General features: G+C 35.2%; 9 protein-coding genes. All 9 read right to left on the reverse strand.

The window, feature by feature from the left end; translation table 11 throughout:
* Window positions 1-119: 119 nt before the first annotated feature.
* Entirely contained in the window at window positions 120-1,130 is a 1,011-nt protein-coding gene (locus tag H0I26_RS04205; RefSeq protein ID WP_218701148.1) for a hypothetical protein, read from the reverse strand.
* A gap of 21 nt (window positions 1,131-1,151) precedes the next feature.
* A complete protein-coding gene (locus tag H0I26_RS04210; protein WP_218701149.1) occupies window positions 1,152-1,919 on the reverse strand; it encodes a hypothetical protein in 768 nt (255 codons plus the stop codon).
* A 260-nt stretch (window positions 1,920-2,179) separates the two neighbouring features.
* On the reverse strand, window positions 2,180-2,449 hold the full coding sequence (locus H0I26_RS19895) for a T9SS type A sorting domain-containing protein (protein ID WP_218702034.1): 270 nt from the start codon (window positions 2,447-2,449) through the stop codon (window positions 2,180-2,182).
* Window positions 2,421-3,299, reverse strand: coding sequence for a hypothetical protein (locus H0I26_RS04220; protein ID WP_218701150.1), 879 nt, complete (start codon window positions 3,297-3,299; stop codon window positions 2,421-2,423). Before H0I26_RS04220 ends, H0I26_RS19895 begins: the two co-directional genes overlap by 29 nt.
* Window positions 3,300-3,838: 539 nt before the next feature.
* The gene (locus H0I26_RS04225) at window positions 3,839-4,396 is read right to left on the reverse strand and encodes a porin family protein (RefSeq protein WP_218701151.1); all 558 of its coding nucleotides are present in this window, start codon (window positions 4,394-4,396) and stop codon (window positions 3,839-3,841) included.
* 116 nt (window positions 4,397-4,512) lie between these two features.
* Entirely contained in the window at window positions 4,513-5,109 is a 597-nt protein-coding gene (locus H0I26_RS04230; protein ID WP_218701152.1) for a hypothetical protein, read from the reverse strand.
* Window positions 5,110-5,657: 548 nt separating this feature from the next.
* Window positions 5,658-6,578 carry a PorP/SprF family type IX secretion system membrane protein gene (locus H0I26_RS04235; protein WP_218701153.1) on the reverse strand — a complete coding sequence of 307 codons (921 nt, stop codon included), beginning with the start codon at window positions 6,576-6,578 and terminating at the stop codon, window positions 5,658-5,660.
* A gap of 9 nt (window positions 6,579-6,587) precedes the next feature.
* The gene (locus H0I26_RS04240; RefSeq protein ID WP_218701154.1) at window positions 6,588-15,275 is read right to left on the reverse strand and encodes a BspA family leucine-rich repeat surface protein; all 8,688 of its coding nucleotides are present in this window, start codon (window positions 15,273-15,275) and stop codon (window positions 6,588-6,590) included.
* Between the two features lie 162 nt (window positions 15,276-15,437).
* Complete coding sequence (locus tag H0I26_RS04245; RefSeq protein ID WP_218701155.1) at window positions 15,438-16,052, reverse strand: hypothetical protein; 615 nt, start codon at window positions 16,050-16,052, stop codon at window positions 15,438-15,440.
* Window positions 16,053-16,330: the final 278 nt, after the last annotated feature.

Genomic DNA, 16,330 nt, shown 5'->3' on the forward strand with positions numbered 1-16,330 from the left:
TTTTATTTAGATTAAAGGATGGCACAAAAATAATGAAGTAATCTTGTTTTTAGTAGGCTATATTCAGTGAAAAAAGGTGCTGATTGCTGTTGTTATTGATAATGATAGGATTTTTGCTTTTAATGCGTATTAAGTCTGTTTTTTAAGGCATTTAGAAAATTTAAAGCAGCGTCTTGTTTTAATTTGTTTTTACTGTTTAACTGTTTTCGGAATAATTGGTAGTTACTATTAACAAACAGGAGGTCATTATCAGTTATAAAATAAGATAATAATTTGGGGCGATTTAGTGTTGTATTTGTAAAATTAGGAACATATTTTTTGTCCGTCGTATTATATTGGTAAGTGACTTTGGTGACGTCATTATTAAACGCTACTGTATTGTTTGTGGTGTCTGTTAATTGGTTTTCATATTTAAATTGAAACACTAAAGGATTCGTGTTTGTAATTGTAGCTTCAATCTTATAAGACCGGGATCCCCAAGGGGCTTGAAGATTACTGTTGTTAATTTCTGTTAATACAGGACGGATGTGGTCTTTGTTGTAACTGTAAAAGTTGAATTGATTCCACCAAATACCCGAGCCACTTAGGTAATTTACGGTGTAATAAAATATGGTATTATCATACTTGCTTTTAAAATGTTTGATTTCTAGTCCATAACGATGAAATATACGGTGCTTGGCTATAATCGTATTAGATTTAAAAAAATAGACAGTAGTATCCCATAGGAGCGAGTCTCCGATTATAATTGCAAATTCATTATAATCCTTTTCGTTTTTATCAAAGGAATAATAAGTAATAGGCAGTCGATCGTTATTTATTGTGTTACTATCAAAAGTTGTTGCATTAAAAAGCTGTTTGGCGAGCGCGATCTCAATACTGCCATTTTGTACTACTGTTTTTAATGTTTCAAAGTCTAATCCGTTTAATGTGTGATGTAATTTTGTTTGGTTATTTAATGTCGAATCAACCAGGTTGCTCATTTTTTTAGTCCAACGATTGGAGTCTATATGACCAATACTATCTAGTAAAAAAGAGAGTTCTTGTTTTGAGTATGTAATGGGATTTATATCTGTTTGACTATAACTTACTGTTAGATTAAGGATTAGGATACAGGATAATAAGTGTTTCATTTACGCTGTTATTTTTAAGGCTTAATCTATATGGTATTTAGAAACTAAAATTGTAACGCTTTCATCAAATTTAAACGTTATTAATCTAAACGTGTATCCTGTTAGGTATTCTGGTATAACCGTGTCTTGCGGGTAAGTTACATCTTGGAGGAAGCGCTTAATAAAACGGAAGGCTGTAGTTGTGTTATCCGTAACAAGTTGTAAGTCTGCTCTGGCATAGGACGGTTGTTCTTGATACACACGTTTGGTTACAAACTCCGTTAGCGTTAGTGCTGTTTTATTATCTAGGGTTACTGTTTGCCCAAGGTTTATTGTGATTAACTTTCCGTTTTTAAGTTGTTTGGTGATTTGTTTTTGATGAGCTTTTAAAGCTAGAGCATCAACAATAAAAGTGTTTGTAATGGATGCATATTCTGGATCGGTGTGTTGTAGTACCACATTGTCTTTTTTAAACACTATAGTATTATCGATTTTACTGACAGTATATTTTAGTAATGTTGGAGGTAAGCCAATGTGTTCTGTAACAATCGTCGACCATTGTATTGCACTACTATCGGTGTGCTTAAAATTAATTATTTTCCCTGAACTGATATATTTAAAATGTGTTATCGTGTAATTGCGATTTGATAAAACAGTAGTGTCTATATGTACAGAAGTGCCCTGTTTTGTAGTGTCGACGTTGGTTTTAACTGTGACAAAAGCATCCGATAATGTGTTGATTATTGTCTGGGATTGTACTTTACAGGAGGATATAGTCATGCAGCATAAAAGTATAATAGTATTTTTCATTTATCAAAAGTAGCCAATGGAACACAGATAAAACTCACTGTTTTCCGTGGTTATTTTGAGATTAACGTGTTAATTGTAATACTATGAGGTTGTTATGATTGACTGTATGCCTTTTATTTGTAGAAAGGGGAACCATAAACATTAGGGAGATGTTCTTTCCTAATGTAATCTTTGATCTAGTATGGTACCCCTAATAAAATTTTCATTGTGACGTAACATCGTCTAAAGGTTTAATCTGTTTTACGCCCGATTCCAATGCTTTATTTTTTTATAAATTTAAAAGTATGTTTATTATCAAGCTTTAACATGTATAAACCATTTGTTAAGTTTTGAATGTTTATGGTGTTGGTATTAGCAGTAAAACCGTTGGATACTTTAGCCCCTAAGACATTATATATTTGATAGTTTACGGTTTTGGTAAGCCCAGAAATGGTAATTAATTCAGTAGCAAGATTAGGGTATGAATTTGTTTTATTTATGTGTGTTCTGTTAGGGTATTCCCTAATCGTAATATTCGATGTGGTATACAGTGGTGTCTATTTGGTTTGTTGTTAAGTCCTTGTGGATTTCGCTAATTATATTGCCACTATTATCGTAAGTGTATTTGACAACTTTTGTTGGTCTACTTTTATTAAAAATCAGGTGTTCTGCACTATTTTTATTAATGTAGTTCCGCTTTTCTTCCGTATCCAACACGCCGTTTTTATATGTTTTTACCTCTGTCTTATTATTGGCGCTGTCATATAAATAGGAGATAGTATAATTGGTGTTTTCTCCGTAATAATTACTATAGTTTTGCTCTGTTTTTGTTTCTAAATTGTCGCTATTAAAGGTGTGATTGATGTCTTGAACCAGTTTTTGATTGTTTGAATACACTTTTTCGCTAATTAGGTTGTTGGCAGCGTCATATTTAAAAAAGCTAGACAGTGTGTCTTGTTCTGTGATTAAGGCACTGTAGATTTTGTTTTTATTGTCGTCAAATTTTTCGATTTCTGAGATAGTAGGAATCGTGTTTTCAAATTGATGTATCTCCGTGGTATTACCTTTATATAAATAGTGTCTGATTTTTAAGATGCTATCATTAGGGAAATGGCTGGTAATTTTGTTTAATGTATTGTTTTTGTAATCATAGGTTTCGTTAATCCAAACATTACCATAAAAATTATAAATGTGCCTTTCTATTAAAAAGCCAATCTCATTAAAATTGTCATTAAAAGAAATAGTTTTGACACTATCCTTAACAACATAACCGGTTCTGCTTTTTATTCTTCCTTTTAGATTCAGTTTTTCAGTATCTGTATAAAACGCTTTAACCTGTTCTCTTTTATGTTCTTTACAAGCATAGGTGATAAGAAGTAATAGAACAATGGTTTTTGTCATGATATTTGTTTTTCTTAGAAATGGCATTTTGGTTTTAAATAAAAATAAATTGTAATGTCCTTTTTTAGACGTTTGTAGTCTAGTATAATGGGGGAGCAAAATTATTAGTATTCATAAGTATAAAACACCCTGTATTCAGTGAAATATTGAAAAGCTACGTCTTAGAATGTAGCTTTGGTGTAAGCTTTTGATAAACGTTACACTTGTTAAATCGTAGGTTTAACTTAGGCTTAGTGTCGGTTTTAAAACTAATGATAGGTGTGAAACATTAGTTTTTTTATCACTATTTTTAATGTGAAGCATTATTTTGACTTGGTGTTTTGTGGGTAGAAGCTAATGGTTTTAAAATAGCATGCCATAGCCTTTAAACGACGATTGGGAGCTACTTTGAATGTGTCAAGGCAGCTCCCAATCTTACCTGTAATTAGTAGTCTTTTGTTGCGGTGTCGTGTGACTTAAGTCACATTAGTCGTTATAATGTAATAGGTTTAATGCTTTTAATTTTAATCTTGAACACTTTTTTTAGGTTGAAAAACGTATTATAATTTATAACCTAATGACACTTGAAAGACGCTGTTTTTAATGTCTGGGTTTTCTGCGACAGTTGTGATACCATAATTATAACGGACTTGTGCTAATAGATTTGTGGTGATCGCGTATCCAAAACCTACATTAAATCCAAAATCAAAGCTTGATGCATCGGTGTTGGCATCAGGAATTGAGCTATCATTAAATTCGGCTTTGTCATTAATTAAAAACGAGAATTGAGGTCCAGCATCTACACTAAATTTTTCAGATAAGTAATATTTTGCCAGTATTGGAATTGCTAAGTAATCGACTTTGACTTTTATTACATTTCCAGCCTCAGAGCCTTGTCTAGAATATAATAATTCTGGCTGAATTGAAATTGTTTCGTTCAGTTCAAACTCGGCAAATCCACCAACATGAAAATTAAAAAGATTATTTCTGTCGGCATCACCGCCTGTAAAATTGGTGACGTTAAGTCCTGTTTTTATTCCATAACCTGCATGTTGTGCTTTTGCTGAATGCGCTAATCCTAAAACAGTAATAACTGAGAGTAATAGTAATTTTTTCATAATTGATATGTTTTTAGTTTGCAGGGGTATTTCAAAAGCTGTGCCAAGTTAAATAGCTAACTGGTGGTCTCTGTTTGTTATATTGTGGTAAACGCTGTGTTTTCGGTAGTAATAAACTATTGTTTAAGTTTACTAACAATGAAAATATTTTTTTCAATAGCTTTGATAATTGTGTTTTCTGAAAAATGACCAATAATTTCAACCTCAGTATTGTTTTTGAATAGTTCTTCAGTATATTTTTTGCCGTCTTTGAATTTTACTTTAGGTTTTGATAACGCAAATACTGTAATGTCTTCTACAGAAATTGTGACTTCGCCAGTGTCATCTTTTAATAAAAAAGGCTGACAAATAAATTGATTAGAATCAGTTGAGTATCTTCCTCTAAAATTTTTTGACTTGCGTTTAAAAGTTTCTGTTTTAAGGTGATAACCGATGCATTTTTTTTCTTTTAATTTTGAATATAAGGGGTCTACATATACTGCTGTACCTTTAATTTTTACCAAACCTTCTTTAAGTAAGCTTATTTTAGTGTAGGGTAGTTGATTCCGTATTTTTTTTAATTTTTCAGATTTAATTATAACTATAGTAAGAATATACATTAGAATAATTAAAATAGTTAAGATGCTTCCAACAATAAAACCGCAATAGTCTATTAAGGATATTAAAATTACGCCTAGTACGATTAGGGGTAATATATTAGTAAAATTCTTCATAAATAAATAGTGCTGTGTACTAAGGTGTTTTATATGTATTGAAAGTTGTTTTCAATTGTTTTGACAAATTGGTATTGTGGTTAGTCAGACTTATGCGTCTTTTATGCTTTGCTTTAGAAATCTCTTTCTTTTTTTCGCCTGACTTGGTGATAGAGCCAGCTCCTTTGTAATCAAGATGTATATTTTCCTCAATTCCATCTTTTATATGCTGTTTTACTTTTTCTAATGACCTACAACTCGTTATATAATCACGAAAGTTCCTGATACCGCACGAATAAACGATGATATAAATACTTTTAGTTTTTTGCAATAGCACGAAATTACAATTAACATTGGAGTCTTGCAATACGTAGAATTACGTGTATTTATTAAAAATCAAATGGTTAAGCGAAGGTGGTAGAATTTAATAATGATCTTATTTGTGTACTGTTCATATTAGTAACATAAGGGTATAAAAAAAACACAAACTAGAATTTGTGTTTTTTTTATGTGAGGTCATTCGATAACAAATGACCTATCTATCGTCGTCTTTTATTACGACGCTAGGATTAATCTTTACTGTAGCCATCGCCAAGTTGAAGACTTAATATAATACCATGTGTATTTCCAAAAGTTGTGTTTTTACTCGCTAGATTGTAAGTGTATATCGCACGTAAGTTATTAAACAGATAGACGCCTGCTAAAAAGTTTATAGAATTGCTAGTTCTGTACCCTGTTCCTATTTCTAGCTTGTTTTTAAAACTAAGCGAAACATTAAAATCGGCTTGTAGTGGTGCACCATCTTCGTGTTTTAGTAAGATGTTTGGCTTTATCATAAAGTCTTCAAAACGATTATTATAAATACGGTATCCAAAATAACCGTAATACGGACTGTTTAATACTAAATTACTATCCGATGCTAGACTGTCTCCCATAACATTTGGTGTAGAGAACCCGACATAAAATGACGCGTGATTAAATAGAAAACTAAAACCTATCGTTGGTATTGTTGCGTTTATATCTTGTGAGAATTTAGGATCGTCTAAGATTCCTAATTCAGTTAAGTTACTTTGATACTGCTGTAATCCAGCGGTGATACCAAAAGATAAAACCCCTGCATCATACAATTGCCAATACGGTCTATTGCTTTTAAAATCGAAAAATATTTTATAAGAATAGGCAGCGAAAAAAGAGGTAGAGGTAGTCACGCCTATTTGATCGCGTGTGATACCAGCACCAATTCCTATTTTGTTTCTATTTAGCGAACCGTGTCCGCTAAATGAAAAACTCTTCGGGCTACCTTCAAATTGATTGAAAAAGCCGGTATTACTCAATGTGAATTCTGTGTTTTCTGTTAACCCAGCGTATGCTGGGTTAATAATAAAAGGGTTATAATTATACTCCGAAAATGTAGGGGTTTGCTGTGCTTTTAAGCAGTAGGTAAACCCTATAATTATGGCAAGTGTGATTGTTTTTTTTGTAATATTCATTGCTTTGGGTTATCTTTTTATAATTACGAATCCTTTTAATTTGTCGAAATTATGTGGGCCATCTATATCAAATTGAAAGAAGTAAGTCCCTTCTGGTAATACATCTGCACCCATTTTAGTCTTTTTATTGGCTATACCTCTAAAGACATTAGTGGTGTTATTATAATTTTCAATTTGAAAGACCATATCTCCCCAACGGTTAAAAATAGTAACGGTGTTGTTTGGGTTCATTTCTATTCCTTCAATATGCCAGAAGTCATTAATACCATCGTTATCTGGAGAGAAACCATATTTAACATCATTTTTTGGAATTGTTAATGTGGTAAACACACTTTCTGTACAATCCTGCGCCTCACCGTCAATGTTGTAAGGTGTAACAGTTACGTAGTACGATTGGTTTTGAAGTAAGTCTTCAATTAAAGTATATGAGGTTGCGTTGCCTACATCTTGGTTATTTACAATGTCAGTTCCTCCTGATGTAGAACCTATAGAGATGGTGTAACCATCAGCAGTAGCAACAAACTCCCAGTCAATACTAGTGTCTAAAGCAACGTCAGTCTCATTATGGATTGGATTAATTAATGTTGTACAAGTCGGTGGGTATAGTAATGTTTCTGTAGCAAAGATTGCTTCAGTACATCCCGTGGCATTCCCTACCGCGTTGTACGGTGTAATCGTCACAAATATGTTTGACGTTTCTGGTAAGTACGAGACTAGGTTGTAAGTGATGACGTTTCCAACGTCCTCGTTGTCTAAAATATCAGTACCACCAGATGTTGTTCCCGCAGAAATAATATAACCAGTCGCATCTGTTGCAGCAGTCCAGCTTAAGTCTGTAGTAATGTCTACGTCTGTAGCGTTGTTTAACGGTGTCGTTAAAGTCGTACAGTTCGGCGGTGTTGGTAATGTTTCTGTCGTAAATGATTCCTCAGTACATCCTGTCGCATTACCTATCGCATTATACGGTGTAATGGTTACATATATAATTGCTGTTTCAGGTAAATCAGACGCTAAGTTGTAAGTGATGACGTTTCCAATGTCCTCGTTGTCTAAAATATCAGTACCACCAGATGTTGTTCCCACAGAAATGATATAACCAGTCGCGTCTGTTGCAGCGTTCCAGCTTAAATCCGTAGTAATGTCTACATCTGTAGCGTTGTTTAACGGTGTCGTTAAAGTCGTACAGTTAGGAGGTGTTGGTAATGTTTCTGTTGTAAACGATTCCTCAGCACATCCTGTCGCATTACCTACTGCGTTATACGGCGTAATAGTTACATATATCGTTGACGTTTCAGGTAAATCAGACGCTAAATTGTAAGTGATGACGTTTCCAACATCTTCGTTATCTAAAATATCAGTACCACCAGTCGTTGTTCCTACAGAAATGATATAACCAGTCGCATCGGTTGCAGCAGTCCAACTTAAGTCCGTAGTAATGTCTACTTCCGTAGCGTTGTTTAACGGTGTCGTTAAAGTCGTACAGTTAGGAGGTGTTGGTAATGTTTCTGTAGTAAACGATTCCTCAGCACATCCTGTCGCATTACCTATGGCATTATACGGTGTGATCGTTACATATAGCGTTGCTGTTTCAGGTAAATCAGACGCTAGGTTGTACGTGATGACGTTTCCAACATCTTCGTTATCTAAAATATCAGTTCCACCTGTAGTTGTTCCTACAGAAATGATATAACCAGTCGCATCTGTTGCAACGTTCCAACTTAAATCCGTAGTTATATCTACGTCTGTAGCGTTGTTTAACGGTGTCGTTAAAGTCGTACAGTTGGGAGGTGTTGGTAATGTTTCTGTTGTAAACGATTCCTCAATACATCCTGTGGCGTTACCTACCGCGTTATACGGTGTAATCGTTACATATAGCGTTGCCGTTTCAGGTAAATCAGACGCTAGGTTGTAAGTGATGACGTTTCCAACATCTTCGTTATCTAAAATATCAGTACCACCTGTAGTTGTTCCTACGGAAATGATATAACCAGTTGCATCTGTTGCAGCAGTCCAACTTAAATCCGTAGTTATATCTACGTCTGTAGCGTTGTTTAACGGTGTCGTTAAAGTCGTACAGTTGGGAGGTGTTGGTAATGTTTCTGTAGTAAACGATTCCTCAATACATCCTGTGGCGTTACCTACCGCGTTATACGGTGTAATCGTTACATAGATCGTTGACGTTTCAGGTAAATCAGACGCTAGGTTGTAAGTGATGACGTTTCCAACATCTTCGTTATCTAAAATATCAGTTCCCCCCGTAGTTGTTCCCACAGAAATGATATAACCAGTGGTATCGGTTGCAGCAGTCCAACTTAAGTCAGAAGTAATGTCTACGTCTGTAGCGTTGTTTAACGGTGTCGTTAAAGTCGTACAATTAGGAGGTGTTGGTAATGTTTCTGTAGTAAATGATTCCTCAGAACATCCTGTGGCATTACCTACGGCGTTATACGGTGTAATGGTTACATATATAATTGATGTTTCAGGTAAATCTGATGCTAAGTCGTAAGTGATGACGTTTCCAACATCTTCGTTGTCTAAAATATCCGTTCCACCTGTAGTTGTTCCTACAGAAATGATATATCCAGTCGCATCTGTTGCAGCAGTCCAACTTAAATCCGTAGTAATGTCTACGTCTGTAGCGTTGTTTAACGGTGTCGTTAAAGTCGTACAGTTAGGAGGTGTTGGTAATGTTTCTGTAGTAAACGATTCCTCCGTACATCCCGTAGCATTACCTACGGCGTTATATGGTGTAATGGTTACATATAGCGTTGCTGTTTCAGGTAAATCAGACGCTAGGTTGTAAATGATGACGTTTCCAACATCTTCGTTATCTAAAATATCAGTTCCCCCCGTAGTTGTTCCCACAGAAATGATATAACCAGTGGTATCGGTTGCAGCAGTCCAGCTTAAATCCGTAGTAATGTCTACGTCCGTAGCGTTGTTTAACGGTGTCGTTAAAGTCGTACAATTAGGAGGTGTTGGTAATGTTTCTGTAGTAAATGATTCCTCAGCACATCCTGTCGCATTACCTACTGCGTTATACGGTGTAATGGTTACATAGATCGTTGACGTTTCAGGTAAATCAGATGCTAGGTTGTAAGTGATGACGTTTCCAACATCTTCGTTATCTAAAATATCAGTACCACCAGATGTTGTTCCTACAGAAATTATATAACCAGTCGCATCGGTTGCAGCAGTCCAACTTAAGTCCGTAGTAATGTCTACGTCTGTAGCGTTGTTTAACGGTGTAGTAAGTGTTGTACAGTTGGGAGGTGTTGGTAATGTTTCTGTAGTAAATGATTCCTCAGAACATCCTGTCGCGCTAGCTACCGCATTGTAAGGTGCAATCGTTACAAATATGGTAGACGTTTCAGGTAAATCTGATGCTAAGTTGTAAGTGATGACGTTCCCAACATCTGTAAGTGCAAGAATATCAGTGCCGCCTGTGGTTGTTCCTACAGAAATTGTATATCCAGTGGCTTCTGTTATAGCAGTCCAGCTTAAGTCCGTCGTAATGTCTACGTCTGTAGCATTATTTAATGGAGCAGTCAGAGTGGTACAATTTGGAGGGTCTGTAGATGCAGAGTCTCCTGTTCTAAAACTTTCTTCAGTACAACCTATAGCATCACCAACCGCGTTGTATGGTGTGATGTTTACAAAAATTAAACGATTAGTACCTAAGTTATCGGGAAGATCGTAAGTGGTTACATTTCCAACATCAATACTATTAAGAATTTCAATACCACCACCAGTAGTACCTACTGAAAGTAAGTAACCTGTGGCATTAGGTACGGCATTCCAGCTAAAATCAGTATCTATTGAGACATCTGTAGTGCCATTTAAAGGTAATGTTAAGCTGGTACACTCTGGAGCAACAGGAATAGTTTCTGTGGTGAAACTCTCTTCGGCACATGTTATGGCATCTCCAATAGTGTTATATGGCGTTATTTGCACATAAATTATTGTGTTTTCAGGAAGGTCTGTAGTTAATTGATAGGCTGTTACATTAGCAACATCAATGTCATTTAGTATATCACTACCTCCTGACGTTGTTCCTACTGTAATTCTATAACCATCTGCATTGGCAATTGGTTCCCATTCTAAATCAGTGTCTACAGGTATATCTATACTCCCATGTAATGGTAATGTTAAGGTTGTACAATCTGGAACTGTTGCGATGCTATTGTTAGTAATAGTGAAACTTTCCATTGTACAGGCTAACGGCTCTCCTTCATCATTAAAAGGAATAATCGTAACTTCTACAAGTTCACCTCCTGAAAAATCTGTCAAAAATTGATACGATGTTTCTGTAACTATTTCATTATCTACTAATAAGATGTTTCCAGGTTGTGTTACGACTGTTAATGTATAGCCTCTAGCATAAAGAGCGCGTTCCCAAGTAAGATTTGTATTAACAGGAACATCGATGTCTCCATTTGCAGGCGAAATTAATTGAGTACAAGTTGGTATTGGACAGTCTAAAATATCTCCTGTAAATGTCCATCCATAAGTATCAATCATAGATTGCCTTTGTACTTCGGCATCACAATACAGTAAGGTTTGGGCACCAAGGTTTATATTGTAATTTAAGACTAGCTCAGACCAAGCAATTAAAGTCTCATCATAATTTTCTCTAGATAATGCGGTGTAATCAAGCATGTATTGCATATCGGTAACATGGCTAACATCCCAAGCAGATAATGGTTGGTTAAAAGCTGTAGCATTACTAAACATGTATTTCATGTTTGTGGTTCCAATAATCCAATCGTCTAAATTTTGATCGAAAGCGGTTGCGTTTCTAAACATAGAAATCATATTAGAAACATTAGTGACTCTCCAGCTATTAAGTGTTTGATTAAAGGCTATGGCGTCATAAAACATTTCTTCCATAGTAATAACCCCTCTTACATTCCAACCGTCGATAGTTTCATTAAAAACGCTAGCGCCTCTAAACATCTCTTCCATAGTTCTTACAGAAGCCACGTTCCATGAGTTCATGGTTTGATTGTAACTGATGGCATTTTTAAACATCGCTTCCATTGTGGCAACAAAAGACACATTCCAAATGTCTATGTTTTGATTAAAAGCAGAGGCGCCACTAAACATTTCGGCCATAGTTAAGACTTCTCCGGTGTTCCAATTGTTTAATGTTTGATTAAAAACAATAGCATTTTTAAACATGCTTTCCATATTGGTTACAGAAGCTACGGTCCAGTCATTAATTGGTGAGTTAAAAGCGCTTGCGTTTTCAAACATAGAAGGCATTAAAGTAACAGAGCTTACAGTCCAGTCGTTTAAGTCTTGGTTAAATACCAGGGCTTTTTCAAACATAGAAGTCATGTTGGCAACAGCACTAACGTCCCAAAGGTTTAATGGTTGATTAAAGGCTTCTGCGCTTTCAAACATAGAGGTCATATCTACTACAGAATTGACGTCCCACCCATTTAATGGCTTGTTAAAGGCTTTAGCACTCTCAAATGTTGATGCCATATTTATAACATTGGTTACGTTCCAGGCGCTAATATTTTGATTAAATGTTATCGCACTTTCAAACATAGATTGCATGTTAGTTACCGCAATTGGAACCCAATTATCTAAAGGCATATTGAAGTTTGTCGCACTTTGAAACATAGAACTCATGTCGGTAACGGCAGTGACATTCCAGCTATTAATATTTTGATTGAATGCTGTTGCATTTTCAAACATAGAAGACATGTTGGTCACATTGTTAACAGTCCAAATATCTATTGGTTGATCAAAAACGGGTGCGTTGTTAAACATCGATTCCATGTCGGTTACAGAAGTCACATCCCAACCGAGTAGTGGTTGGTTGAATAAACTAGCTCTATTAAACATCTGTCTCATGGTGGTTACGGCACTCACGTCCCAGCTATTGATATTTTGGTTAAATGCATTAGAATATGAAAACATTCCGGACATATTTGTAACATTACTTGTAATCCAATTGTCTAATGGTTGATCAAAATCGCTTGCACTAGAAAACATAGATGACATATTGGTCACGTTGGAAACATCCCAATCATTTAAAGGCTGGTTAAAATCACTTGCACTTTGAAACATACTAGACATATCTTCTATGTTACTAACATCCCAATCGTTTATATCGCCATTAAAAAGACTAGCTGATCCAAACATACGATACGCAGTTGTGACCTGCGATAAGTCTGGTTTATCAGTTGCATTGTATTCCATGTTCGAACATCCGTAGAAAGCATCTTTCATAGATTGCCATTGCTGGGTCCCCCATTGGTCTATCGATAGTAGTTTTTTACTGTCAGAAAAATAAGAAGAATAATAATGCGCAGGATAATCACCAATAATACTGATAGTGTAAATACCAGGAACAAGGTAAGTATGTGTAATATCTCCTGTGACATTATTGTTAAATTGATTGTCTCCCCAATCTATAGAGTAGTTATAAGTTAAATAATCTGGATATCCAGAATTAGTATCTATTTCAAGTTGATTGGCATCACTAGTGTAACTTTGTGCTATGGATGTGTCAATGGTAAGTTTAAAAGCGGTCGGGTCGTTTACCCAACTAGATATAACGGTAAAACTTTCTTCTGTACACCCTATGGCATCCCCATCAGTAGTATTGTATGGTACTATGGTAATATAAACCGTGTCCCCAGGAGTTAAGTCTGATGTAAGGTCTAAACTAGTTACGTTACCGACGTCTAGATTAGTCTCCGTAGCAGTAATAGTTCCTCCGTTTTCTATTCTATAGCTAATTTTATAGCCTGTAGCTCCAGGAACGGCTTCCCAAGTTAAATTAGTATTGGCAGGGACGTTAGTATCCCCATTAGCAGGAGAGACTAAAGACGTACAAAGCACAAATGAACAGTTAATAATATCGTCATTGATGGTCCAGCTAGAATTATCTATTAGGTTTTGTCGTTCCTCTCTACTATCGCAATAGTTTAATCCTTGAGCACCAAGCGTCACGTTATCTCTTACCGGTTGTAATTCCCAACTGATTAATGTGTTATCATAATTAGTTTGAGACAAACCAGAATTATCTAGCATGTCAGACATGTTTGATACATTATTTATGTTCCAAGAGGACAAACTTTGATCAAATGTAGCCGCATTTCCAAACATGGAAGACATATTGGTTACACTAGAAGTATCCCAGCTGTTTAGAGGTTGATTAAAAACTGTAACAACGTTATAGGTATAAAACATGTATGACATGTTGGTTACAGCTGAAGTCTGCCAGCCATTTAATGGTTGATTAAATGTTAGTGCTCTATTAAACATAGAACTCATGTTTCTAACTTTGCTAACATCCCAAATGTCTAGCGGTTGATTAAAGGCGTCGGCCGAATAGAACATAGAGTTCATATCAGTAACATTACTAACATCCCAACCTGTAATAGCTTGATTAAAAGCATTAGCATATTGAAACATCGCACTCATATTAGTGACATTGCTAACAATCCAACCTGTAATATCTTGATTAAATACATAAGCACTTTCAAACATAGAAGACATTTTAGTAACATTACTAACATCCCAAACCGTAATGTCCTCATTAAAACGAGAGGCGCTTTCAAACATTGATTCCATATTTGTAACCGCAGTAACAATCCAACTATTTAAGGGTTGATTAAAATATTTGTTATCTCTAAACATGAAACTCATGTTGGTTACATTACTAACGTCCCAATTGTTTATTGGTTGGTTGAATGTCGTAGTCCAATAATACCCGTCAAACATATGAGACATATTGGTCACATTGCTAACAATCCAATCGTTTAGAGGTTGGTTAAAGACTGTGTTTCTATAAAACATATAAGACATGTCTTCTACATTACTCACATTCCAAATTTCTATAGGTTGATTAAAACCCGAATAAGCAAACATATTAGACATAGTGGTCACATTATTAACCAACCAACTACTTAAAGGTGAGTTAAAAGCGCTAGCATTATAAAACGTGTAAGACATATCTGTGACTCTAGTAACTTCCCAACCATTTATATTTTGATTAAAAGACGCAGCATAATGAAACATTTTGGACATAGTTGTTACCTGTGCTGTATTCCAATTGTCTAGAGGTTCGTTAAAGCTTGATGTGTTGTAGAATGTTTCTGACATATCGATAACACTTCCTGTATTCCACAAATCTAAAGGTCTGTTAAAGGTCGTAGCGCCATAAAATAGACCTGAAAGATCTGTAATAGAGCTTACATCCCAATGGTTTATAATACCGTTAAAAGATTCGGCATTTTTAAACATGTTTTTAAGCGTGGTTACTTGTGATAAATCAGGAGCACCTATGGCGTCAAAATTTAAATTTTCACAACCATAAAAAGCATTTTCCATAGTTTGCCATTGGATGTTACCCCAATTTAAAATCTCTATAATTTTTAATTTATCACCTTGATTATTAAAATATATAGACGGGAAAGTTCCATCAATAGTTATAGTGTAGGTGTTTGGAGTCGCATAGGTATGGGTAATATCACCTGTAACTCCCGTGTCCGTTTGTCCGTCTCCCCAATCTACATTATAATTATAGGTGTATGCTGGATTTGTTGGTATTTCAATTTCGTTAATTGCAGAAGTCCCTGTGTCTGTATTCGACGTATTCCAAAGCGATGAGAATTCGGTTTGTGAAAAGGAAGTAAGGCTTAAAAATAGAAAAAGTAGGGTAATCGTATATTTCATGAAATAAAATTTTAAAAAAGCGGCAAAATTAATTTTAAATTTTGAGAGCAAGGGCTTAGTGTTTTGATTTTTTGATTAAAAACAGTCCGTTTGTTTGAAAGCAATTGGTTTATGGTGATTGATTAGATGCTGACATTTAAATCTAACAGGTTTGGTTTTGTTTTATCCCCAACCGTATTTGTCCTCGTCTAATATAAATTGACTCATTAATCTTATAAATAGGCCTCCTGTACCGAAAGCTATTTTATCTTGCTCCGGAAAAGCCTCATTATCTTCAACAGCTAAACCATGGTCCGCGATTATTATAACCGGTTCTCCTAAAACATTTTTGTGTTGGTGATCCCAGATAATCCAATTTTGACCAGCATCACAAAAGCCTTGATGCCTTTCTTCATCACCTTCAAGTTCTTCCATCATAAATTCTGAAGAAGGCGCGTCTCCATCATACCCATAAAAGTCTATATAATCAGGGACGCCATCACCAAAAATTATTGTGTTATGCATTTGAACTACCGTTTTATAAGAGTCTGGTATTGTAAAAGGCGTGTCTTTAAAATCGCCTTGATAAGGCGCGCCAAAAGTTATGGTAACTTCGTCTTCATCCTCGTTTTCGAAAGTTATCTTTAGAGCTTCATCATAGTGTATCGCTACAATTTTAGTGGCAATTGTTTTTAGTATTTCAAGGCATGGCGTGGTTAAAGCCCATGGTTTAAAATAAGTGATAAACGCGGTCTTCAACTCAGATTCTTGTAATAGGGATAATTCTTTTGGTGTCATATTTATAGTATAGCGTGTTTCAAAATGCAAAGGTCTTGTTCCTTAGAGAATTTTAATACCCTGAATTCAGTGAAAAATGCAATGGTTAAGATTTTAGTAGTATATCTGTTGCTTTTTTTGAGCATAGTCGCTTTAGTTTAAAAAGAATAGATCGTCAATAACTGTGCTTTGTCTTAAAATAATGCTCTAAGTTTTTAAATAGACCCTATGTTGTAGACGTTAGTGCTTCCTGTTCATACTGCTGGATTAACTGATTTTAACCCTTTATATGTTATGAT

Origin of the sequence: Olleya sp. HaHaR_3_96, from assembly GCF_019278545.1 — a bacterium.
Classification (GTDB): domain Bacteria; phylum Bacteroidota; class Bacteroidia; order Flavobacteriales; family Flavobacteriaceae; genus Olleya.

Excerpts from the sequence above, each read along its gene's own strand:
- H0I26_RS04205 (WP_218701148.1), bottom strand. The coding sequence starts at position 1,130 with ATGAAACACTTATTATCCTGTATCCTAATCCTTAATCTAACAGTAAGT.
- H0I26_RS04210 (WP_218701149.1), bottom strand. The coding sequence starts at position 1,919 with ATGAAAAATACTATTATACTTTTATGCTGCATGACTATATCCTCCTGT.
- H0I26_RS04220 (WP_218701150.1), bottom strand. The coding sequence starts at position 3,299 with ATGACAAAAACCATTGTTCTATTACTTCTTATCACCTATGCTTGTAAA.
- H0I26_RS04225 (WP_218701151.1), bottom strand. The coding sequence starts at position 4,396 with ATGAAAAAATTACTATTACTCTCAGTTATTACTGTTTTAGGATTAGCG.
- H0I26_RS04230 (WP_218701152.1), bottom strand. The coding sequence starts at position 5,109 with ATGAAGAATTTTACTAATATATTACCCCTAATCGTACTAGGCGTAATT.
- H0I26_RS04235 (WP_218701153.1), bottom strand. The coding sequence starts at position 6,578 with ATGAATATTACAAAAAAAACAATCACACTTGCCATAATTATAGGGTTT.
- H0I26_RS04240 (WP_218701154.1), bottom strand. The coding sequence starts at position 15,275 with ATGAAATATACGATTACCCTACTTTTTCTATTTTTAAGCCTTACTTCC.
- H0I26_RS04245 (WP_218701155.1), bottom strand. The coding sequence starts at position 16,052 with ATGACACCAAAAGAATTATCCCTATTACAAGAATCTGAGTTGAAGACC.